Below are 22979 nucleotides of genomic sequence, written 5' to 3'. Positions count from 1 at the left end.
ATTTATTACCCGATATATGTATAAGACTATTTTAATTTTGATACATTGTGCCTTTATTGAGAGGGTTAGGTACAGTTAATATTCTAAGTGGGAGAGACCCTGTTGTTTGTATACTTTTACAGAAAGGGGTATATGGGTGGAACAAATTATTGATTTAAAAGAGGTGGGCAGAGTCCTCATTAAAAAGCGCCGTAAAATTATTAATATTGCGGTAGCATGTATGGTTTTAGGTGGTGCGTATGCTTTTCTTGCACCATCAACATATCAATCTACATCGATGTTGCGCATTAAACAAGCTCAAGGTTTGAGCAATTCTGTATTATCTAGTGCTAATGCTTATTCTGATTCTATGTCTCGTCAATTGATGAACACAGATGCAGAAATTTTAAAAAGTCGTAATGTAGTAGAGCCAGTAATTACTGCTATAGAAGATCCTGAAGGTACTGGTAATGCGCCAACATATGAAGATTTTGTTAAAACTCGCATTGAAACTAAACCGTATAAAGAAACCGAGTTATTGCAAGTAAGTGTAACAGGTAAGTCTCCTGAGCAAGCACAAGAAGCTAATCAATTACTTATTGATACCTTCTTGAAACGCCTTGCTGAAATCTCTCATGTTGAACAACGAACTACTCGTGAATTCTTACAGAAACGCGTTGTTACTGCGAAATCTGAATTAGAGCAAGCAGAAAAGAAATTACAACAATTTCAAATAGATAATAAGGTGTACTCCACAGCAGATCAAATGAAAGGCTTAACTGATAAGATTACTCTAATTGATCGTGAGAAGGCTCAAAATCAACTCGATTTAGAAACGGCACAAGCTGCACTTGACAGTATCAATGAGCAATTAGGTTCTGCAGGTAAAAGCATCGCTGATAGTGCTACGGTTCAAGCCTACAAGGGTCAGTTAGCAGATTTAGAATCTCGTAAAGCTTCTTATATTGGTAAATATACTGATGAACATCCTGCGATGAAAGAAATTAATCAACAAATTGAAGAAGCTAAAAGTGGTCTAAATGCTGAAATCAACGCTATTGCATCTCAACAAGCACCTTCAAGCAATTCTGCACAACAAGGCTTGCTAGCGGATAAGTTTAAAAATGAAGCTGCGTTAGCTGTAGCTCAAGGTAAACAATCTACATTAGCTGAGCTAGATAAAGCAAACGAAGAAGCTATAAAAGGACTACCTGAAAAAGAACGTGGTTATATTCAAGCAAAACGTGATGTAGATGTGGCACAAGATATCTATCAAATGTTATCTACTCGCTTAGAAGAAGCGAAGGTAGCAGAGGTTATGGTACCGAATGAAGTTCAAATCGTTGATTCTCCTACATTGCCAGAAAAGGCGATTGCACCACGTAAGATTCTTATTATATTAGGCTCTGCCATTTTAGGCCTCATCTTTGGTTGCCTCTATACATTGGGCCAATTCTTCGGTAATCGCAAAGTTCAATCTGTACAAGAAATTAATGATATTCTTGGTATTCAAAACTTGGGCGTAATTCCAAATCATAAAGAAAAAGAATACGAAGAGCCTAGTAATCGTATCGTAGTATTGTTGCGCAAAGTAAGAGGTTAATATGATTAGACTAATTTCTAATGAACGTGGTGATACACCACTTGTGGAAGCATACCGTACATTGCGTAGCAATCTTCAATATGTATGTAACCAACATAAATGTAAACTTATTTGTATTACTGCGGCTACTAGTGGTGAAGGAACTTCTGAAGTGGCAGCTAATACAGCATTAGCTTTATCTAAAAATAATAATAAAGTTCTTCTAGTAGATGGTAATCTACGCAATCCAGCACAACATATAGCCTTTAATGTACAAAATAAAGGTCTTACCAATGCGGTGATGATGGATGAAGATTTGACGATTCATCGTAATGTAGTGCCTCATTTGGATGTGCTTACGGCGGGTGAAGTTGTTGAATATCCATCTGATATTGTAGATTCTAGCAAATTACCTACGATTTTTGAGTATGTACGTGATGAATATGATGTGGTTATCATCGATACACCACCCGTATTGTCTGTTACAGATGCCGTTGTATTGGCCGAAAAATCAGATGGTGTAATACTAGTTGTTAAAAATGAAGTAGCTAGTCCAAAAGATTTGATTGAAGCTAAGAAACGCCTTTCACAAGTAGGCATTCCTCTTTTAGGATCCATCGCGATTGACGCGTAATATAACTGTTTTGATTAACATTCTATGTGATAAATCAAGCGTATCAATATGGTACAGAAAGTATTGAGGTGATTTATATGAGAATTAATTTTTCTCCTCCAGATATTACAGAGTTAGAAATCAATGAAGTCGTTGAAGCCTTAAAAAGTGGGTGGATTACGACAGGTCCTCGTACTAAAGAATTAGAAAAAAAGATTGCTCATCAGTTAGGTACACCTAAATCCGTTTGTTTAAACTCTGCTACGGCAGCGCTTGAAATGTCTCTTCGCGTATTGGGGATTGGACCTGGAGACGAAGTCATAACTAGTGCCTATTCCTATACAGCTAGTGCAAGTTCTGTTGTTCATGTGGGCGCCACATTAGTGCTTGTTGATACACAGAAAGATGCTTATGAAATGGATTACGATGCAGTAGCTCGCGCTATTACACCAAAAACAAAAGCAATCATTCCCGTTGATGTTGCAGGTGTACCTTGCGATTATGATCGACTACGCTCCATTGTGGATGAAAAGAAATCTCTCTTTACACCTGCTAATGATATTCAAAAAGCAGTAGGTCATATTCCTATTGTGGCTGATTGTGCTCATTCCTTTGGGGCCTCATATAAAGGGGTACAAACAGGTAATGTTGCAGACTTTAGTAGCTTTTCCTTCCATGCAGTAAAAAATTTTACTACTGCTGAAGGCGGCTGTGCTACATGGCGTCATATAGATGGTATTGATGATGAAACTATTTACAAGCAATTCCAATTGCTATCTTTGCATGGTCAAGATAAGGATGCTCTTGCAAAAACAAAAGCAGGTGCTTGGGAATATGATATTAAAGGTACCTATTATAAATGTAATATGACGGATATCATGGCGGCTATTGGACTAGCTCAATTTGAAAGATACCCAAAACTTTTGGCACGTCGTAAAGAAATTATTGAAGCTTATGATACAGCATTTAAGGATTTACCTGTTACATTGTTGAACCATTATACAAATGAGCATGAAAGTAGTGGTCACTTGTATTTAGTCCGTTTAGACGGCCGTGATGCGCAATACCGCAACAAGGTTATTGAAGCTATGGCTGAGGCTGGCATTGCGACGAATGTCCATTATAAGCCAATTCCAATGCATACGGCTTACAAAAACTTAGGCTTTACAATCGATGATTATCCAAATGCTTATGACCAATTTAAAAATGAAATTACATTGCCACTTCATACGCTCCTTACAGATGAAGAAGTGCAATATATCATTAAACAGTTTAAAAGGATTATTACCGAATGCTAGTAAAGAACTTTCATGATCTACCAAAAGAGCTTCAGTGTGAAGCGGTTCGTCCCTATTTTGAAATATTAAATCAAAGGCGTATAAGCCTTCTTTGCAAAAGCATTTTTGACCGCGTAATGGCAGCGGGAATGCTTATTACATTAAGCCCTATATTCTTGGTACTAGCCATCATGATTAAACGAGATAGTGAGGGAGAGGTTTTTTTTCGTCAAACTCGAGTGACACAGTACGGTCGTACCTTTGGCATCTATAAGTTCCGTACTATGGTAAAGAATGCGGAATCTTTAGGTGCACAAGTGACATCACAAAATGATATGCGTGTTACGAAGGTAGGCAATATGCTTCGCAACTGTCGTCTCGATGAATTGCCTCAGCTTATTAATATCCTTTTAGGAGATATGAGCTTTGTCGGTACAAGACCTGAGGTTCCACGTTATGTGGCTGCTTATACAGATGAAATGAAAGCTACCTTATTATTACCTGCTGGTGTTACCAGTGTTGCCAGTATTACTTATAAAGATGAAGATCAACTTTTACAAAATGCTCAGAATGTTAATGAAGTCTATATAAATGAGGTTTTACCGGGTAAGATGGCTTGGAATTTAAGGAGTATTAAGGAGTTTTCTTTTTTACAAGATATAAAAACGATGATTGATACAGTATTAGCTGTATTACGTTGAAAGAGGTCCCTATGAGTACATCTATGACAAAGGAAATACAAGAAAAAGAGCTGAATATGTTACTGTACTTTAAAGAGTTCTGTGATAAACATAATTTGCGCTTTTATCTTTGCGGCGGTGGTCTCATTGGGGCTATACGTCATAACGGCTTTATCCCTTGGGATGATGATTTAGATCTTTTCATGCCTCGTCCAGATTATGAAAAGTTAGCTAAATTATGGCCAAAATATGCTGATACTGAACGATTTACGTATTGTCGTACTGATCGCAATCATATCTATCATGATGCAGGAGCTTCTATTAGAGACAATAATACGACTTTTATCAATCGTCATAGTATGCATGAAGATGTTTGTCATGGTTTGGCACTTGAAATTATGCCTATCGATGGCTGTGCACCCGGCAAAATTAGTCGTGCATTGCAGTTGATGTGGGCCATGACTTTTGCACTCTTTAATGCACAGCGTTTGCCTGATAATAAGGGACCAACATATCGCGCTTTAGCGGGTTATATTTATAAAATCTTTTCAAGTCAATCTATACGCTATCATATTTGGCGATTTGCAGAAAAGAGAATGACTCAATACGACTTTGATACGAGTGATGAGTGTACGGAGTTAATCGGTAGCTTAAAAGGTATGAAGCTACGTCATCCTAGAGAGGACTTTGCTTCTGTTGTATATAAAGACTTTGAAGGTCATCAAATACCTGTTATGAAAGGGTATGAGAGATATTTGCGCCTTATTTGGGGCGACTATATGCAATTACCACCTGTAGAGCAACGTGTAGCAAAACATGATGCAGTATTTGCTGATTTACATACACCTTACAAGGAGTATAAAGGCATACATTATGCCAAAAAAGAAGCTCAACCATAAGGAGGGCCTATGAAACGAATAGCAGTAATCTTTGCGGGTGGCGTAGGTGCTCGTATGAAAAATAGCAAGACGCCAAAACAATTTTTAGAATGGAACGGTAGACCGATTTTGATTCAAACCTTAGATGTATTTGAACAAACGGAGACTATTGATGGGATTGTTCTTGCCTGTAAAGTAGAATGGATTGATTATACAAAGCAACTCATAGAAAAGGCGGGGCTACAAAAGGTATTATCCATTGTGCCTGGTGGTGAAAGTGCTTTGAAATCCCAATATAATGGGCTAGTAGAGGCTAAGCGTTTATTTCCTGAAGACGCGGTGACTGTATTGATTCATGATGGGGTTCGTCCACTTGTAGATAATTCTACTATAGAGAAAAATATAGAATCTGTTGAATCAAAGGGCTCTGCCATTACTGTTACTCCAGCTATAGAAACGGTTATGGTTACCCAAAATGGTTCTATTAACCGCATTTTAAATCGTAATGAATGTCTTATGGCTAAAGCTCCGCAGAGTTTTAGATTGGATGATATTATATCAGTTCATAATCGTGCAAAAGATGAGGGCATTCATGACTTTATTGATTCCGCATCGATGATGATGCACTATGGATATACTCTATATCCTGTGTTAGGGGAAACTGAAAATATAAAGATTACAACTCCATCTGATTATTATATGTTCACAGGGATTATTAAAAATCGTGAGCTAGGAGGATTAAAAGATGAGTAATTCCGTTATTCAACGCGAGTTAACGGCTTTAGTACATGAAAAAAATTACTTTCATTTCCTCCGTCATCAATGCATTCTTATAACAGGTGCAACGGGGCTTATTGGATCGATGTTTATAAAATTACTTATACTTGCCAATGAGACTCATGACCTGGATTTAAAAGTGATTGGTCATGTGCGAAGCCATGAAAAGGCAAAAAATATTCTCGGTGAGTATTTAGACAATAAGTCGTTAACCCTAGTAGATGGATCATTAGAATCTATTGATGTGCCATGTGATTATATTTTGCATGGAGCCGCACCAACACAGTCTAAGTTTTTTGTAGAACATCCTGTAGAAACTATCCGTACCTCTTTTTATGGTACGGAGGCCATGCTTGAGTTAGGTCGCCGTCAAAAGGTAAAGAAACTAGTTTACTTATCCAGTATGGAGCAATATGGGGTACCGTATGAATCTGGCCAAGTTATGACAGAGGAAAGATTAGGCTATTTGGATCACCTAAATGTTCGTAGTTCCTACTCCGAAAGCAAAAGACTTTGTGAATGTTATTGTAAGTCCTATGCTGTGGAATATGGCGTTCCTGCTGTAATAGCTAGACTAGCTCAAACCTTTGGTCCAGGTGTTCCAGTAGCTGATAATCGCGTTTTTATGCAGTTTACTAAGAGTGCTATTAAAAAAGAAGCCATTATACTTCATACAAAGGGTGATTCTATGTCGAATTATTGCTATATTACTGATGCCTTAACTGGGCTTTTAACTCTTTTAAAAGAGGGACTACCTGGTGAAGCATATAATGTTTGTCATGATGAGGAGACGCGTTCTATTGCAAGCATTGCTCATTTAGTGGCAACTCATGTTAGCAATGATAAGAGTGAAGTCATCTTTGATATTCCAAAAGATGTACAAGGGCTTGGCTATGCGCCGACAGTGCATATGTTCTTAAGTTCTAAGAAGTTAAAATCCCTAGGTTGGCAACCTAAGGTATCAATGGCACAAGCTTATATAAGACTAGCTGAATATATCCAAGAGGAAGGCTTATGAAAAAGGAAATAATAATTGTCACCATCTCCCTTGGTAATGATGGGGCTGAACGAATCTTAACAGAGTTGGCTCGTCAGTGGGTACATGATGGTCATCATATTACAGTTATCCAAACAAGCCCTAATCGATATGGTAATGAATATGCGTTAGAGGAAGGTATTGAACAAATCGAAATTCATACTACAAGCTCTAATAAAGTCATTCGCTTTATGCAAGAAATAAAAGAACTAATCAAAATCTTAAAGACTAGGCCAAATGCGACATGCTTATCTTTTTTGTCTGCATCGAGTTTTATCTTATCGATTAGTTCTTGGTTTATAAAAAATCGCATTGTTTTTTCTGAACGCAATAACCCGCGTATGGTACCTATTGGGTGGCATCAACAAGCGTTGCGCAATTTTGCTTTTCGATTTGCAGATGCACTAGTATTTCAAACGGAAGATGCTCGTTCTTATTTCCCAAAATCTGTCCAAAATCGCGGTGTTATTATCCCCAATCCTATTAATGGTAAATTGCCGTCACCCATAGAAGGGGAACGAGAAAAGACAATCGTTACAGCTTGTCGTTTGCATCCGCAAAAGAATTTGCCTATGATGATCAATGCCTTTAGTATGTTGGCAGATGAGTTTCCAGAATATAAACTTGTCATTTATGGTCAAGGTGTATTAGAGGATGAACTACGAGCTCAAATTAAGTCTCTTAATTTAGAGAATCGCGTTTTATTGCCTGGATTTGCTAGTAATATTTTAGAAAAGGTAGCCCCTTGTTCCATGTTTGTATCATCTTCTGATTTTGAAGGCATTTCAAATTCTATGTTGGAAGCATTGGGCATGGGTCTGCCGGCAGTAGTTACAGACTGTCCTGTAGGCGGTGCTCGTATGGTAATTAAAAGTGGAGAGAATGGTATCCTTGTGCCTGTAGGTGATACGCAGGCTATGTATGAAGCTATGCGCAGTATATTAAAAGATCCTGCACTAGCGGCTAAACTTTCACAGAATGCCATCAAAGTACGCGATGAATTTCCATTATGGAAAATCGCAAAACGTTGGTTAGAAGTTTTATGAGTTGTAAGGAGGAGAACCATTGAAGTTAAATATTACGGCTCTTGCTGATCGCATGATATGGTTCATAACTCTAATCTTTTTAGTGTTGTCGTTGACCATTTCCTTTGCCCTTGGCGAAGCGAACTATGGTGCGTATGTATTATTTGTATGCTTATTTGGTCTCATCATTTTTTATCTTATACGAGAACAGGGTGTTATAAAACTGCGGTTTAATTGGATGCATGCTTATATGTTACTTTTTATTGGTGCTTGTTATCTAAGTGCGATTAATGCCACAGATGTTTCCGTAGCTATGAGCCGAAGTTTTGATATGGTCAAGATATTCTTTATGCTCATCATTTTATACATGTGTTATCAAGATAAGAAATCGGTGGATACATTATTAAAGATTGGCATGTGGACAGGCTATATAGTTTGTTTCTATACTGTTTATTTCTACGGTTTAGATTATTTTATTACTGTTTTATCATCCTCAGCACGTATTGCTAATGATGCATTGAATGCGAATACGGTAGGGTTATTGGGGGCCAATGCTATTGTTATGACCTTGTATTATATGCTATATGACCGTCCTCGTTGGTGGCATATTATTGCATTACCAACACTTGGTATTTTAGCGGCTACAGGTAGTCGTAAGGCCTTAGTCTTTGTCGGTGTTGGTACAGTATTACTCTTTATTTTTAAAAGTTTTCGTAGTACTAATGCGGTCAATTCTATTGTAAAAGTTATTGGTTCCTTATTAGGTCTTACCATTATAGGTATTGCGGTATTGCAATTGCCGATGTTTTCTGAAGTATTAGACCGAATGTCTAACATGGTAGAAGCCTTTACAGGCACAGGGGGGGACTCATCCACTATTATTCGGTTAGCTTTGGTAGATATTGGATGGGACTTATTTTATCAATCTCCCATAACTGGTGTAGGTATCAATAATCCATCTGTATATACTTTTTTCGTATATGGCAAAGATAATTATTACTTGCATAACAATTATATTGAGTTATTAGCTGGCACGGGTGTCATTGGTTTACTAGCCTATTATTCAATGTATCTCTATGTAGCTTATAATTTAATTCGCTATCGTGATATCCATAGTAATGAATATATAATGGTACTTATTCTATTTCTTTCACAGATTGTTATGGATATGGGGATGGTTTCTTATGAAAGTAAAAGTACTTATTTTTATATGATGTTGTTTTATTTAGAGGTGCAACTGCTTCGGAAAGGACGAAAACATGAAGTTCAGAAAATTGTGTAATGTTGGCATGTCCTTTCTAACAAAACCTTACTATCGTACGAGGGTATTAATTAAATTGGGTTATTATGACTCTTTGTCTGATGAAGACTTTTTGAAGAAGGTATTTCCTAAGTATATGGGATACCCTTTAGATCTAGAAAATCCAAAAACTTTCAGCGAAAAGTTACAATGGCTTAAGGTTAATTTTAGAGACCCAATACAAACAGTGATGGTTGATAAACATGAAGCTAAACATCTTATTGCTCAACGTGTAGGTAATCAGTATATAATACCTACGATTTCCGTATGGAACTCTGTAGATGATATTGACCTTGATAGGTTGCCTAATCAATTCGTTTTGAAATGTACACATGATAGTGGAGGCATCGTTATTTGTAAAGATAAATCAACACTTGATTGGGAAGCAGCAAAAGCTAAATTAAGAACATTCTTAAAACAGGATTATTCACGTATTGCTAGAGAGTGGCCTTATAAGAATGTTCCTCGACGTATTATCGGAGAGGAATATTTGTCGGAGTTAGGTAGCAATGACATATTAGATTATAAGATGTATTGCTTTCATGGTGAACCAAAGTTAACAGTAGTATGTTCTAATCGTTTTTCTAAAACAGGAACGCGTATGAACTTCTATGATATCGATTGGAATCCTATGGGAATTCATTTTGGACATTATCCACCGTTACCTACAAAGTTTCCAAAGCCAGACACATATGGTGAAATGCAACAGGTTGCGATGGAGCTTAGCAAAGGGTGTCCATTTTTGCGTGTTGATTTTTATGAAATTAAAGGGCATCTATTTATTGGAGAATTAACATTTTTTCCTGGTGCTGGATTTGAAAGATTTCGTCCTATGTCAAAGGATTATGAATTAGGAGAGTGGTTACATCTTGAGAATGTACATCGGGGCTGATTTAGTTCCTACGGATATTAATAAAACATTATTTGAAAACGGTAATGGAGAAGCTTTTGTAGGAAAAGAGCTTTATGAAATTTTGAAGCAATCGGATTTAAATGTTTTCAATTTAGAGGTTCCTCTTACTGATATAGAGACACCCATCGTAAAATTTGGTAATAATTTAATTGCGCCTACAAAAACAATTAATGGATATAAGGTGTTAGAGCCGTTATTTTTAACACTGGCTAATAACCACTCCTTAGATCAAGGGGTGGAAGGGTTGACGACAACATTAAATTTGTTGAAGCAGCATAAGATTGCTCATGCTGGAGCTGGAGCTAATTTGAAAGAGGCTAAGAAGCCATTTATCTTTGAAAAAGATGATATACGTATTGGATTCTATCTTTGTACAGAGAATGAGTTTACTATGGCTACTTGTCATACAATGGGGGCTAATCCTTTTGATGTGCTAGAAAGCTTTGACGAAGTGAAAGTTTTAAAGGCACAATGCGACTATGTCATCGTTCTATATCACGGCGGCAAGGAATTCTATCGCTATCCATCTCCTATGCTACAGAGATATTGCCGTAAATTTGTCGATAGTGGAGCGAATCTCGTTATCTGTCAACATAATCATTGTGTAGGGTCTCGTGAAGATTACCAGGGAGGCACTATCATTTATGGACAAGGCAACTTTATCTTTAATTCCGATTTTTTTGTAAACCATCAAGAATTTATTAAAGATTCAATACTAGTTACTGTAGACGTAACTAAGGATGATTTTGTGGTGTCTGAATTGCCTATTCGTAGAACCGATAATGGTACACGATTAGCCACAGAAGTTGAAGCTACAGAAACATTAGAGGCTTATAGAAAACGTAGTGAAGAAATTAAAGACCCTCACTTTGTGACTCAAGCTTATAAGGTCTTTGCTGATACACATGTAAAACGTTATTTGCGTGAGTTTTTAGGTAGATCATTTATTGTACGCGCTATTAATGCTTTATTGGGCCGAAAATTGGTAGAACTTATTTTGGGCAAAACGAGTTATTTAGCAATACAAAATTATTTGGAATGTGAAGCTCATCATGAACTATTCTTGAGAGGCATTAAGAATATCAATAAGAAATAATGGATACTAAAATCGTAGCTGCTGCTAAATGGTCTGTTATTACAGAGGTTTTGGCAAAGCTTATTACACCACTGACAAATATAATATTGGCCCATATGTTAGCACCGACCGCATTCGGCATATTGGCGACGATTATGATGGTTATATCTTTTGCGGAAATGCTTGCTGATGCGGGTTTTCAAAAATTTCTTGTTCAGCATGAGTTTGAAAGTGCCCAAGATAAGCAAGAGGCTACAGATGTGGCATTTATTGCCAACCTAGTGTTTTCTCTAGTTTTATGGAGCGCTATCATAATCGGTCGTGATGAATTGGCTGTATTAGTAGGTAATGATGGCTTAGGTATACCTTTAGCCGTGATGGGCGCTATGATTCCTTTATCTGCTTTTAGTAGTGTCCAAATGGCATTGTATCGAAGAGATTTTAATTTCAAGTTTCTTTTAAATATTAGGCTCATAACAATTCTTACACCTATATTGATATCTATACCAATGGCGCTTATGGGGTACGATTATTGGTCTTTAATTGCTGGTATGCTAGGGTCTCAGCTATTTACGGTGTTGGCATTATTAAAGAGTCGGAAGAATCAAATTCATCTGTTTTTTAGTAGCCGCGTCTTTATGAACATGTTTAACTATAGTGCATGGTCTTTAGCTGAAGCATTTTCTATATGGCTCACTGCTTGGGTGGATACATTCATTATTAGCCGTTTTTTAGATGCTTATTATTTGGGTATATATAAGATGCCAATGGCTATTGTTACGACTGTAATGGCTATGGCTACAGCATCTTTGGCTCCTGTATTATTCGCGGCTTTAAGTCGTGTGCAAAATAATCAACAGGCCTTTTTGAATACATTCTTTACATTCCAACGCTATATGGCTCTATTTTTGGTACCTCTAGGTGTAGGCTTATTTGTATTTCAAGACTTTGTTGTCCAGCTTTTACTAGGGCCACAATGGACGTTAGCGGGCATTGTATTAGGTTCATGGGCATTGAGTTCGGCCATTATGACTGTAACAGCTAATTTGATTTCCGAAATATTTCGTGCAAAAGGGATGCCTAATCTATCATTTTGGACTCAAATACTACATCTAGTAGTTTTAATACCAGTTATTTATATTTGTATTCAATATGATTTCAGTACCTTTGTATATGCTCGATCGTTAGTAAGAATGGAAATGCTAGCAGCTTCTATGTTGCTATTAGCTTTATTTGTCAATATGAGTACATTTCGCATAATATCTAATATCAGTGTATATCTCATTACAGCATCTATAGTTGGGTTAATTGCCTATAGTATTTTACATCTCTATGATGCAGTATGGTGGACCGTCGTCTGTATGCTTTTATGTGTTGTATTATATGTGGCCATTTTATACGTCATTCCATCTGAGCGCATAATTATTGCTTCTGGCTATAAAAAAGTCTTAAGTAAAGTAAAACGACATAATTAACAGAACTATGAAAGGAGTACATATGCTTTCAAAAAATGTAGATTTAAACAACACGGTAATCCTTGTAACGGGTGCCGCTGGATTTGTAGGGGCTAATCTAGTTATGTCCTTACTATCTGAAGCAGAAGGGACTCAAATTATTGGCATAGATTCTGTTAATGATTACTATGATGTAGCATTGAAAGAGTATCGATTGCAACAGATTGATGAACTTAGCAAAGATAATAAGAATATATGGATTTTTAAAAAAGGGAATATTGCAGATAAGTTCTTTGTTGATGAAATTTTTGCTATCTATAAACCACGAGTTGTAGTGAATCTAGCAGCTCAAGCAGGGGTTCGTTACTCTATTACTAATCCCGATACCTATATCGAGTCTAATATTATTGGATTTTATAATATTCTAGAAGCTTGTCGTCATTCTTATGATGATGGTGAAAGAGGTGTAGAGCATTTAGTGTATGCATCATCTTCTTCTGTATATGGTGCAAATAAACAAATTCCATACTCTACAGAGGATAAAGTAGATAATCCTGTATCTCTTTATGCAGCTACAAAAAAATCAAATGAGTTATTGGCTTATTCGTATGCTAAATTATATAACATCCCTAGCACGGGGCTTCGTTTCTTCACTGTATACGGTCCTGCAGGGCGTCCAGATATGGCATACTTTGGTTTTACAAATACATTACGTAATGGTGGGACAATTAAAATTTTTAACTATGGCAATTGTAAGCGTGATTTCACCTATATCGATGATATTGTAGAAGGCGTTTCTAAGGTTATGTCTACTGCACCAGAGCGTCGCAATGGTGCGGATGGCTTGCCGGTTCCACCGTACGCTATTTATAATATCGGCAATAGCAACCCAGAAAATTTACTTGATTTTGTGCGCATTCTTTCAGAGGAATTAGTATCTGCCGGAGTATTACCAGAGGATTATAATTTTGAAGAACATAAAGAGTTAGTACCTATGCAACCAGGTGATGTGCCTGTTACATATGCTGATACGAGTGCATTAGAAGCTGACTTTGGTTTTAAACCTAATACAACCTTACGTGAAGGTTTAAGACGTTTTGCCATATGGTATAAAGATTTCTATATGACGGAGGGCAAATAAATGAAGATTGCAATTGCTGGTACAGGCTACGTAGGCCTTTCTAATGGCGTGTTGTTAGCTCAACACAATGAAGTGGTGGCCCTCGATATCATCCCAGAAAAAGTAGATATGTTAAATCGCAAAGAGACACCTATTGTAGATGCTGAATTGCAAGAGTATTTAGCTACTAAGGAGTTAAACTTCAAAGCTACACTTGACCCAGTAGAAGCTTTTAACAGTGCAGATTATGTTATCATTTCGACACCTACAAATTATGATCCTCAAAAAAACTTTTTCGATACATCTTCTGTTGAACAAGTTATTAAAACTGTGCTAGATATTAATCCTGATGCAGTAATGATTATTAAATCAACTGTACCGGTAGGCTATACGGTACAAATGCGCAAAGAATTTAATACGGAGAATTTAATTTTCTCGCCAGAATTCTTGCGTGAAGGTAAAGCCTTATACGATAATTTACATCCATCCCGTATTGTTGTGGGTGAGGATTCTGACAGAGCACGTCGTTTTGGCCAATTATTAGCAGAAGGTGCTATTAAAGAAAATATTCCACAATTATATACTGATTCTACGGAAGCGGAAGCAATTAAATTGTTTGCTAATACGTATTTAGCATTACGTGTAGCGTATTTCAATGAGTTAGACTCCTATGCTGAAGTACGTGGCCTTAGCACAAGTCAAATTATCAAGGGGGTTTGTTTAGATCCTCGTATTGGAGATTTTTATAATAATCCTTCCTTTGGTTATGGTGGTTATTGCTTGCCAAAAGATACAAAGCAATTATTAGCTAACTATAATGATGTACCACAAAACTTAATTTCTGCCATTGTCGATGCAAATAGAACACGTAAAGATCATGTGGCAGATACTATTATTGCTAAAAATCCGAAAATTGTTGGTATCTATCGCTTGACCATGAAGATGAACTCTGATAATTTTAGAGCATCAGCCATTCAAGGTGTTATGAAACGTATTAAGGCGAAGGGTATTGCTGTGGTAGTATATGAACCTACACTAGATGCAGAAGACTTCTTTAATTCGCCAGTTATTCGTAATTTTGAAGACTTTAAGCGTGTTAGTGATGTTATTGTCGCTAATCGCTGGGATAGTAGCTTAGAAGGTGTAAAAAATAAAGTTTATACACGAGATATTTTTGATAGAGATTAATACAGCTATATGTATTGTGGCGTTTAGGAGAGTAGTATGAAACGTTGGATACTATATATTGTGTTATGTCTAATTGTGTTTTTTATATGGGATAATTCCTTGCAAAATGGAGGAAACTCTGATGGGTTTAGTCTTATTTTTGCAGAGTGGCTTGCCCCTATAGCTGATAAATTAGGCTTTTACGGAAATATATGGGCCTTAAATAGGATTGTTCGAAAATTAGCCCACCTTACAGAGTTCACAATCCTTGGTGGTATTTTATATGTAGTTCTACGCCACTATATTGAATATGGCACAGTAGTAAAAACTATAGGAGTGGGTATAGTAATAGCTAGTCTAGACGAATTTATACAATTATTTTCTCTAGGTCGCAGCTCTCAACTTTCTGATGTATTGATTGATACAATTGGTATAATCATTGGTATATCGGTAGTAAAATTAGCTTATTATATTAGTCATGATAAAAGATAAAGGTACATTTAAAAATTAAAAAAATATTAATATAATAATGTGTAAAATATGACTCATAATTATAGAGATTATGAGTCATATTTTATGAAGAAAAAATGAATATATAAAAAATGTATTAAATGAACATATAATAATTTATTTATTTTTATAGAAAAACCACTGTACAAGCGACTACTCCCTTGTTATAATCGTGAATGTAAAATGAATTATAAACTTAAATGAGAAGAACATGAACTTTATGAAAGAGGTCGATTTTTGAACAGAGAATCGAAAGTAGAAGGGAAAGATTATGAGTCGCGTGGTTGATTTACATGGTTGCATTTTGCCAGCTGTGTTAGGTCCACAAGGGCCTCAAACAATGGCAGAATCAGTAAAAATGATTAAGTCCTTGTCTGAACAAGGTATTACAGATATTTTTAGTACGCCTGATGTAACAGTATCTATGGATCTGAACACATGGAATGCTATGAAATCTTTAGTTAATGAAGTAAAAGTTGCGCTTAAGGAACAGCTAGTAGATGTAACTATTCACAGTGGAGCTCGCGTAATGCTTTGTGATGAAATGATTGAATATATAGCTTTTCATCGCAATCAATATACATTGGGAGATAGCCCTTTTATATTAGTTGCTCTTCCACAAAATAGCAAAGTGCATCATATTAATGCATGGTTGTTAAGTCTACTAGATATGGGTATTGTACCTATTATTAGTGAAGTAGAAACTTATGGACAATTATTTACAAAACCTGAACAACTATTAGAATGGGTTGATAAGGGTATTTTGATTCAATGTAATATGGCATCTTTTGATCATGGTAACGCTAACTATGATAGGGCTATTGAATTATATCGGAATGGTTTAATTCATTTCTTTGGCACTGGTTATAGCAATGGCTGTGATGTCGAGGTGTACCAAGGTTATGTGGAAGCAATTTCTAAATTAGACAATACGTATAAAAAAGATTTGTTACCAAATATTCATCTTAATGAACGCGACCTCTTAGCTAATCGCACATTTTATCCTTCTGTCCCATCTAGTTGGGTGGGGAAAAAGGGTAATTTCTTGACTCGTCTATTTGGCTTTGCATTATAATTTATATAGGTTCTTTTATCCATGTCATATTGGCATAGATAGAGGGACCTATTTTTACTTTATATTGTATTTAGGGTTGAAAACAACCACCATATATAGTATACTGAGAAGGCGGTAAAAATAGAGGGTTTTTCTAATAATTCTTCACATTTTTACATATAAATTTATAAAAAGTGTGATTTGCCATACTTTTTATACGTCTTAACATATATTTTGGCAGTAACAAGATGGGGAGGTTGCCAATATGTTGCAGGTCATTAAGCGTGATGGCACGAAGGTACCATTCGACAAAAACAAGATTGCTTTGGCTATTGAAAAAGCTGAACATAGTAGTACTGGGTTGTACGAAGAGGGCTTGGCACAGCGTATTGCAAATGAAATTGAGGAATATGCTACTAAGCTTCAAAAAGACATGACAATTTATGCTATTGAAGATCAAGTGTATTATAAGTTGATTGAGTATCATAATCCTGCAACGGCACGTGCCTATGAAGGTTACAAAGCTGTTCAAGCTTTTAAACGCCGTCAAAATACAACTGATGATGATGTAATTGGTTTATTAGATCGTAGTAATATCAATGTTCTTGATGAAAATTCTAATAAGGATGCTGCTATTGTATCTACCCAACGGGATTTAATTGCTGGTGAAGTATCTAAGGATATTGCTCGTCGTAAATTGATTCCTACCGATATTTTGGAAGCTCATGATAGTGGAGCCATCCACTTCCATGATATGGATTATATTATTCAACCTATGTTTAACTGTTGCTTGATTAATTTGGAAGACATGCTTACAAATGGCACAGTAATCAATGGTAAGAAAATCGACACACCTAAGTCTTTCCAAGTTGCTTGTACTGTAACAACACAAATTATTGCACAAGTAGCATCTGGTCAATATGGTGGTCAAAGTATTAATGGTATTGACCGTATTTTGGCACCATTTGTACGTAAATCTTATGAAAAAATCCTCAATAATGTTATTGAAGAGCAAGTTGAGATTTACGGCATGGAGCCTAATATGGAAAAGGCTCGTGAAATAGCATGGAAACGTACGCGTAAAGAGGTTAAAGATGGTATCCAAACTATTCAATACCAAATCAATACATTGATGACTACAAATGGTCAATCTCCATTTGTGACATTATTTATGTATTTCCAACCAGACTATAAATACGCGAAGGAAGCGGCTCTTATTACAGAAGAAATTTTGCGCCAACGTATTAAAGGTGTAAAAAACGAAGCCGATGTATATATTACACCAGCCTTTCCTAAGTTGATTTATGTTCTTGATGAGCATAATGTAACACCAGATAGTCCATACTATTACTTAACTGAATTGGCAGCACAATGTACGGCTAAGCGCATGTACCCTGACTATATTTCTGCAAAAAAAATGAAGGAAAACTACTCAGGTAATGTTTTTAGTCCTATGGGCTGTCGATCCTTCTTATCTCCTTGGAAGGATGAAAATGGTGAATACAAGTTTGATGGACGTTTTAACATTGGTGTAGTAAGTTTAAACTTACCTCAAATTGGCATTCTAGCCCGAGGTAGTGAAGAACGATATTTTGAAATTTTAGATAAACGACTTGAGTTGGCAGAAAAAGCACTAATGCTTCGTTATGAATTACTTAAGGACGTAGTGAGTGATGTGTCACCAATCCATTGGCAACACGGTGCTATTGCAAGACTTAAAAAAGGCGAGAAAATTGCCAAATTCTTGACTGGCGGTTATGCGACTATTTCCTTGGGATATATTGGTATTTATGAAGCAACTCGCTTAATTACCGGTGAATCGAATACAGGTGAGAAAGGCCGCGTTTTTGCGATGAAGATTATGGATCGCTTAAATGCAGCTGTTGATGAATGGCGAGCTAAACATAACATGGGGTTCGCATTATATGGTACACCTGCTGAAAGTTTAACCCATCGATTCTCTTCTTTGGATCGCGCTCGTTTTGGTATTATTGAGGATATTACGGATAAAGGTTATTATACTAATAGTTATCATGTAAGCGTACGAGAAGAGATTAATGTATTTGATAAGTTCTCTTTTGAATCTGAGTTCCAAAAGAAATCTACAGGTGGCTGTATTTCCTATGCGGAAATTCCTAATATGACTAATAATATTCCAGCTGTTTTGACTATGATTCAATATATTTATGATCATATTTCTTACGCTGAATTCAATACCAAGTCTGACTACTGTCACGAATGTGGTTTTGATGGCGAAATCAAGGTAAACGAACATAACGAGTGGGAATGCCCTCGTTGCCACAATACAAACCGCGATAAATTAACTGTTATCCGTCGTACTTGTGGATACCTTGGTGAAAACTTCTGGAATGAAGGGCGCACAAAGGAAATTAAAGATCGTGTAATGCATATTTAAGATTATTAGAGGTATAGTTTTAATAATTATCCTGTATATTAAGCATATTAAGATAAACTGTTATATAGATTAATATAATTATCATAGACATCTAATGATGTGGATATTTTAATAGATATGATTTTAGTTCTAAATACGATAGTTTTAAATGGTAAAAGCTGTGCCTAAGGCACAGCTTTTACTGTATATATGAGAAATTGAAATATATCTATATAGTGTTAGTCAAAGTTGATCGGCACTACTATGGAGGTTATGATGAGATATGGGCAAATAAGACAATATGATATTGCCAATGGAGAAGGGATTCGTACATCTATATTTGTAACAGGTTGTACACATTGTTGTTATAATTGTTTTAACGAAGAATACCAAGATTTTAATGCTGGTAAGGTATGGACGCAAGCTGAGACAGATTTAGTGGTTTCCTATGTGAAGAATCCTACATGTTCAGGTTTAACATTATTAGGTGGGGAGCCATTTCAAAATGTACAAGGCTTATTACCGGTGGTGAGAGCTGTTCGAGCAGTGGCGCCAGAAAAGAAGATTTGGGCCTATTCCGGCTATGAAATAGATGATATCTTAGAAGATGAGTTGCGAAGTGCTTTATTACAAGAAATCGACATTCTCGTAGATGGCCGCTTTGTAGATGAACTTAAGGACCCTGCTTTGCGCTTCAGAGGCTCCTCAAATCAGCGTATCATTGATGTTAAAAAGACATTAGCGGCTGGGGAAATTGTATTAGCGATGGAGTAAATATGATATATGATAAACGATTGATAGGACTCATTATTATAGTTGGCTTTATAGCGGGGCTAGTGGGGGCTTCCTATACGCATTTATTACATGGAATCCAACATTTCGTATATAATTATTCTTCTGCTAATCATCTGAGCTTTGGTGCAGCTGTGGCCCGAGTATCACCGATAGAACGATTAATACCCTTAATTGTCTGTGGCGTGATAGGTGGCGTAGGTTGGGTTTTGATTCACCGATATGGTAAAGATGTTGTAGATATTAAAGCTGCGGTTTCCGGTAAGATGGAGATGAATCCCATCACTACTGTTTTACATGCAACCTTACAAATTATTACGGTAGCTATAGGTTCACCTTTAGGGCGAGAAGTGGCCCCTCGTGAAGCAAGTGCGGGGATTACAACTTTTTTAGTTAGGCACTTTGACATAAAACAAGAAGATCGCCAATTATTGATTGCTTGTGCTGCAGGCGCGGGCTTAGCAGCAGTTTATAATTCACCATTATCGGCGGCAATCTTTACGTTAGAAACCTTGCTCCTTACTTGGAATATACGCGCAATGAGTGCTGCACTTATATGCTGTGGATTAGCAACTTTTGTAACTCGACAAGCTGGTGTAGGGGATGTCATTCAATATACAATGGCTCAACCTAGCTTGGGCAGTCACTATGTAGAATTCTCTATCGCCTTGGGCGCTATTGTTGCTTTAGGTGTAGTTTTATTTAATATTACTCAAGGTAAGTTACCTTCTATTCATCGTAGCAGTCCTGTTATGATCCCAATATCTATCGTTGCGTTTACAATTATTGGTGCGCTAGCTATGTATTTCCCTGAAATTCTAGGGAATGGTAAGGCTGGGAACGAATTAACCTTTACTAATGATATTACATGGACTTATGCATTAGGATTATTTGGTTCTAAGTGGGTAGCGGTATTACTCGCATTAGCAGCTGGAGCTTATGGTGGGCGTATTACTCCATCTATGATGTTGGGAAGTACGTTAGCCATAGTATTTGGTACTTTTTGGTCTATTGCTGTAGCTCCTATATCATTAGGTATGGCTGCCTTTATCGGTGCTGTAGCATTTTTAGGACTAGCACAGAAGATGCCTATGACATCTTGCGTATTTATGCTTGAGTTGACTAGATTTTCCGTAGAGATGTTCTTCCCTATAGCTTTAACAATGGGGACAGCTCTTATGGTAGAGCAAATCATTCAATCAAAATTAAATAGCGCTAAGTAGCAATAAATAACAGTTAATAAAAGTAAATATAATATATAGAAAAGAAGCGGATAGTTGAGTTAATCAACTATCCGCTTTTAATGTATATGTAATTATACAATTTTTGCGTTCTTATCGTATTCCTCGCCACCCGCATCAGGAAGCATGCCGTATTCTACAGTCCATAAGTGTTTATATTTTAGCGCTTGATTGTGAATACGTTCAATTTGCGTTTCATCTGTACGAGCTATGCGAGCTGGGATTCCAACAACTAAAGAATTAGGTGGGATTACAGTGTTCTCCTTTATGACTGCACCAGCAGCAATAATAGAACCAGAGCCAATATGACAACCGCTCAATACAATAGCGCCCATTCCAACTAATACATTATCTTCGATAGTACTAGCGTGTACTATTGCACCATGGCCAATTGTTACATAATCTCCAAGAATGCAAGCCTTGTCGTCATCAACGTGTAATACAGAGTTATCCTGTACATTAGAATAGCGACCTACTACAATTTTATTTACATCACCGCGAAGTGCACAGTTTTGCCAAATGGAAGCATATTCTTTTAGTTCAACATCACCTGCAAGTTCTGCGCCAGGCATAACACAGCTTTTAGGATCTAATTTAGGGTATTTTCCGTGAAATGGTAACATGAGGGACTCCTATGATATTAACTATACGATTTCAATAAGGCGTTGTGCTTTACGAATAGACATAATGGCTTCATTCATTACTGTTTGCACGATAGTGTGAGCAGGTTCAATAGTAGTGAGTCGGTTTAAGCCTTGGCCGACTTGCACAGCGCCGTTTACAACATCGCCATCGATAGCAGCACGTTTATTAGTGCCTTGGGACATTTTAGTGCGCTCTTCAGGCGTAGTAACACCATCTGTTTCGGCAGCTAAGTAACGCGTAGTGAATTCGTTTTTTAAGCTACGTACTCCACCGTGCCCGGAGAGCAGACCCGTTACAACAGAGTCTGTATCTGTGGCTTTGATAATTGCTTCTTTCATATTTATGTGGGCTTGGCATTCTTCAGCTAACAAAAAACGGGAACCCATTTGTACACCTTCAGCTCCCATCAACAATGCTGCTGCAATACCACGACCATCTACGATAGCGCCTGCTACAATAACAGGAATGGAAATCTCAGGTAAAATATTTTCCATCAAGGACATGGTTGTTTGGCTACCAATATGTCCACCAGCTTCCATACCCTCAATAATAATTGCATCAGCACCAGCTTCTTCAATACGTTTAGCAAGTTTTAGAGATGGGACAACAGGGATAACTTTAATGCCTGCATCTTGCAATGGTTTAATATATGGTACAGGATTGCCTGCTCCAAGTGTTACAAATGCAGGCTTTTCTTCAATGATAATATCTACTAATTCGTCTTTATTGGGAGCCATTAACATGAGATTGACTCCGAAAGGCTTATCCGTTAAGTCTTTACAGGCACGAATCTCGTTGCGCGTCCATTCTGCATCACGACCACCAAGAGCAATTACACCTGTAGCACCTGCATTAGCTACGGCAGCAACTAGTTTGTGTTCGGATACCCAAGCCATAGCACCTTGGATGATAGGGTATTCGATTTGTAAAAGTTGTGTTAACGCTGTTCTCATAAAGCCTCCTATGATAACAATTAAATTTACTGAAACTTTATTAAACTTTTATACGAGAATTTTATATAAGAATAATTTTATTTTCTTATATAAGAAATAGAGCATTAATAAAGTCAAGAATATATCAGTATATACTTATATACTAAAGAGATTAAGCATATTATTGTTTGGAGAGTATATGTAATCATATAATCTCTTCTCTATATAATAGTATAATATAGTAATTATGTACACCTTAGATAAGGTTATTATAGTTATTTATTTAAACAATATGTTTTCAGAATTAATTTCTAATTATCGGATTAGAATAAAATGTTTAGCAGTAGTCTAAAGATAAAAAAACTAAATGATAATATATTTCAAATGAGTTAAGTAGTAGGAAACCGCATAGTATCTATGATTATTAAATATTATAAAAAATGAGAAAATAAGAAAATGAGTATTGAAAAGTTTCGATGTCTTTGATATACTACATTACAGATAGAGTATCTGAATTAATTAAAGATAAACATT

The 22979-nt window shown here is 36.5% G+C and carries 21 protein-coding genes; 19 read left to right on the top strand and 2 right to left on the bottom strand.

Features of this window, described 5'->3' with window-relative positions; genetic code table 11:
- The first annotated feature begins 136 nt into the window (after positions 1-136).
- The 19 genes from NE668_RS03870 to NE668_RS03780 all read left to right on the top strand — a co-directional run bounded on the left by NE668_RS03870 (position 137) and on the right by NE668_RS03780 (position 20850).
- Positions 137-1582, top strand: coding sequence for a GumC family protein (locus NE668_RS03870; RefSeq protein ID WP_101928162.1), 1446 nt, complete (start codon positions 137-139; stop codon positions 1580-1582).
- 1 nt (position 1583) lies between these two features.
- On the top strand, positions 1584-2195 hold the full coding sequence (locus tag NE668_RS03865; RefSeq protein ID WP_227036818.1) for a CpsD/CapB family tyrosine-protein kinase: 612 nt from the start codon (positions 1584-1586) through the stop codon (positions 2193-2195).
- 77 nt (positions 2196-2272) lie between these two features.
- Entirely contained in the window at positions 2273-3472 is a 1200-nt protein-coding gene (locus tag NE668_RS03860) for a DegT/DnrJ/EryC1/StrS family aminotransferase (RefSeq protein ID WP_227036819.1), read from the top strand.
- Complete coding sequence (locus NE668_RS03855; protein ID WP_227036820.1) at positions 3466-4152, top strand: sugar transferase; 687 nt, start codon at positions 3466-3468, stop codon at positions 4150-4152. Before NE668_RS03860 ends, NE668_RS03855 begins: the two co-directional genes overlap by 7 nt.
- An 11-nt stretch (positions 4153-4163) precedes the next feature.
- Positions 4164-5030: a LicD family protein gene (locus NE668_RS03850; RefSeq protein ID WP_101928164.1), complete on the top strand. Its 867-nt coding sequence runs from the start codon at positions 4164-4166 to the stop codon at positions 5028-5030.
- Positions 5031-5039: 9 nt separating this feature from the next.
- Entirely contained in the window at positions 5040-5762 is a 723-nt protein-coding gene (locus NE668_RS03845) for an IspD/TarI family cytidylyltransferase (RefSeq protein ID WP_227036821.1), read from the top strand.
- The gene (locus NE668_RS03840; RefSeq protein WP_004697300.1) at positions 5755-6804 is read left to right on the top strand and encodes an NAD-dependent epimerase/dehydratase family protein; all 1050 of its coding nucleotides are present in this window, start codon (positions 5755-5757) and stop codon (positions 6802-6804) included. The genes NE668_RS03845 and NE668_RS03840 overlap by 8 nt, the downstream gene beginning before the upstream one ends.
- Positions 6801-7868 carry a glycosyltransferase gene (locus NE668_RS03835; RefSeq protein ID WP_004697063.1) on the top strand — a complete coding sequence of 356 codons (1068 nt, stop codon included), beginning with the start codon at positions 6801-6803 and terminating at the stop codon, positions 7866-7868. Before NE668_RS03840 ends, NE668_RS03835 begins: the two co-directional genes overlap by 4 nt.
- A 19-nt stretch (positions 7869-7887) precedes the next feature.
- Positions 7888-9129 (top strand): O-antigen ligase family protein, encoded by a 1242-nt coding sequence (locus tag NE668_RS03830; protein ID WP_101928168.1) that lies wholly within the window; start codon positions 7888-7890, stop codon positions 9127-9129.
- Entirely contained in the window at positions 9107-10039 is a 933-nt protein-coding gene (locus NE668_RS03825) for an ATP-grasp fold amidoligase family protein (protein WP_227036822.1), read from the top strand. Before NE668_RS03830 ends, NE668_RS03825 begins: the two co-directional genes overlap by 23 nt.
- On the top strand, positions 10023-11156 hold the full coding sequence (locus NE668_RS03820) for a CapA family protein (protein ID WP_227037153.1): 1134 nt from the start codon (positions 10023-10025) through the stop codon (positions 11154-11156). The genes NE668_RS03825 and NE668_RS03820 overlap by 17 nt, the downstream gene beginning before the upstream one ends.
- Entirely contained in the window at positions 11156-12610 is a 1455-nt protein-coding gene (locus NE668_RS03815) for a lipopolysaccharide biosynthesis protein (RefSeq protein WP_227036823.1), read from the top strand. Before NE668_RS03820 ends, NE668_RS03815 begins: the two co-directional genes overlap by 1 nt.
- 22 nt (positions 12611-12632) lie before the next feature.
- Positions 12633-13730 (top strand): NAD-dependent epimerase/dehydratase family protein, encoded by a 1098-nt coding sequence (locus NE668_RS03810; RefSeq protein WP_227036824.1) that lies wholly within the window; start codon positions 12633-12635, stop codon positions 13728-13730.
- The gene (locus NE668_RS03805; RefSeq protein ID WP_227036825.1) at positions 13731-14897 is read left to right on the top strand and encodes a nucleotide sugar dehydrogenase; all 1167 of its coding nucleotides are present in this window, start codon (positions 13731-13733) and stop codon (positions 14895-14897) included.
- A 36-nt stretch (positions 14898-14933) separates the two neighbouring features.
- A complete protein-coding gene (locus NE668_RS03800; protein ID WP_227036826.1) occupies positions 14934-15368 on the top strand; it encodes a VanZ family protein in 435 nt (144 codons plus the stop codon).
- Positions 15369-15657: 289 nt separating this feature from the next.
- Positions 15658-16461 carry a tyrosine-protein phosphatase gene (locus tag NE668_RS03795; protein ID WP_227036827.1) on the top strand — a complete coding sequence of 268 codons (804 nt, stop codon included), beginning with the start codon at positions 15658-15660 and terminating at the stop codon, positions 16459-16461.
- 244 nt (positions 16462-16705) lie between these two features.
- Entirely contained in the window at positions 16706-18856 is a 2151-nt protein-coding gene (gene nrdD, locus NE668_RS03790; protein WP_227036828.1) for an anaerobic ribonucleoside-triphosphate reductase, read from the top strand.
- A gap of 255 nt (positions 18857-19111) precedes the next feature.
- Positions 19112-19609 (top strand): anaerobic ribonucleoside-triphosphate reductase activating protein, encoded by a 498-nt coding sequence (nrdG, locus tag NE668_RS03785; RefSeq protein ID WP_227036829.1) that lies wholly within the window; start codon positions 19112-19114, stop codon positions 19607-19609.
- Positions 19610-19611: 2 nt separating this feature from the next.
- Positions 19612-20850: a chloride channel protein gene (locus NE668_RS03780; protein ID WP_227036830.1), complete on the top strand. Its 1239-nt coding sequence runs from the start codon at positions 19612-19614 to the stop codon at positions 20848-20850.
- Between the two features lie 92 nt (positions 20851-20942).
- Here NE668_RS03780 and NE668_RS03775 read toward each other — a convergent pair whose 3' ends face one another.
- Positions 20943-21491 carry a gamma carbonic anhydrase family protein gene (locus tag NE668_RS03775; protein WP_042986397.1) on the bottom strand — a complete coding sequence of 183 codons (549 nt, stop codon included), beginning with the start codon at positions 21489-21491 and terminating at the stop codon, positions 20943-20945.
- Positions 21492-21512: 21 nt separating this feature from the next.
- Positions 21513-22466, bottom strand: a complete 954-nt coding sequence (locus tag NE668_RS03770; protein WP_227036831.1) for a nitronate monooxygenase — start codon at positions 22464-22466, stop codon at positions 21513-21515.
- Positions 22467-22979 lie beyond the last annotated feature (513 nt).

Source organism: Veillonella parvula (assembly GCF_024461875.1).
Lineage (GTDB): Bacteria > Bacillota > Negativicutes > Veillonellales > Veillonellaceae > Veillonella > Veillonella parvula_I.
This window is presented reverse-complemented; position numbering and strand designations above follow the sequence as displayed.

Bases quoted from the DNA above. Each gene is read 5' to 3' on its own strand.
- NE668_RS03865 (WP_227036818.1), top strand. From the start codon at position 1,584: ATGATTAGACTAATTTCTAATGAACGTGGTGATACACCACTTGTGGAA.
- NE668_RS03860 (WP_227036819.1), top strand. From the start codon at position 2,273: ATGAGAATTAATTTTTCTCCTCCAGATATTACAGAGTTAGAAATCAAT.
- NE668_RS03855 (WP_227036820.1), top strand. From the start codon at position 3,466: ATGCTAGTAAAGAACTTTCATGATCTACCAAAAGAGCTTCAGTGTGAA.
- NE668_RS03850 (WP_101928164.1), top strand. From the start codon at position 4,164: ATGAGTACATCTATGACAAAGGAAATACAAGAAAAAGAGCTGAATATG.
- NE668_RS03845 (WP_227036821.1), top strand. From the start codon at position 5,040: ATGAAACGAATAGCAGTAATCTTTGCGGGTGGCGTAGGTGCTCGTATG.
- NE668_RS03840 (WP_004697300.1), top strand. From the start codon at position 5,755: ATGAGTAATTCCGTTATTCAACGCGAGTTAACGGCTTTAGTACATGAA.
- NE668_RS03835 (WP_004697063.1), top strand. From the start codon at position 6,801: ATGAAAAAGGAAATAATAATTGTCACCATCTCCCTTGGTAATGATGGG.
- NE668_RS03825 (WP_227036822.1), top strand. From the start codon at position 9,107: ATGAAGTTCAGAAAATTGTGTAATGTTGGCATGTCCTTTCTAACAAAA.
- NE668_RS03820 (WP_227037153.1), top strand. From the start codon at position 10,023: ATGTACATCGGGGCTGATTTAGTTCCTACGGATATTAATAAAACATTA.
- NE668_RS03815 (WP_227036823.1), top strand. From the start codon at position 11,156: ATGGATACTAAAATCGTAGCTGCTGCTAAATGGTCTGTTATTACAGAG.
- NE668_RS03810 (WP_227036824.1), top strand. From the start codon at position 12,633: ATGCTTTCAAAAAATGTAGATTTAAACAACACGGTAATCCTTGTAACG.
- NE668_RS03805 (WP_227036825.1), top strand. From the start codon at position 13,731: ATGAAGATTGCAATTGCTGGTACAGGCTACGTAGGCCTTTCTAATGGC.
- NE668_RS03800 (WP_227036826.1), top strand. From the start codon at position 14,934: ATGAAACGTTGGATACTATATATTGTGTTATGTCTAATTGTGTTTTTT.
- NE668_RS03795 (WP_227036827.1), top strand. From the start codon at position 15,658: ATGAGTCGCGTGGTTGATTTACATGGTTGCATTTTGCCAGCTGTGTTA.
- nrdD (WP_227036828.1), top strand. From the start codon at position 16,706: ATGTTGCAGGTCATTAAGCGTGATGGCACGAAGGTACCATTCGACAAA.
- nrdG (WP_227036829.1), top strand. From the start codon at position 19,112: ATGAGATATGGGCAAATAAGACAATATGATATTGCCAATGGAGAAGGG.
- NE668_RS03780 (WP_227036830.1), top strand. From the start codon at position 19,612: ATGATATATGATAAACGATTGATAGGACTCATTATTATAGTTGGCTTT.
- NE668_RS03775 (WP_042986397.1), bottom strand. From the start codon at position 21,491: ATGTTACCATTTCACGGAAAATACCCTAAATTAGATCCTAAAAGCTGT.
- NE668_RS03770 (WP_227036831.1), bottom strand. From the start codon at position 22,466: ATGAGAACAGCGTTAACACAACTTTTACAAATCGAATACCCTATCATC.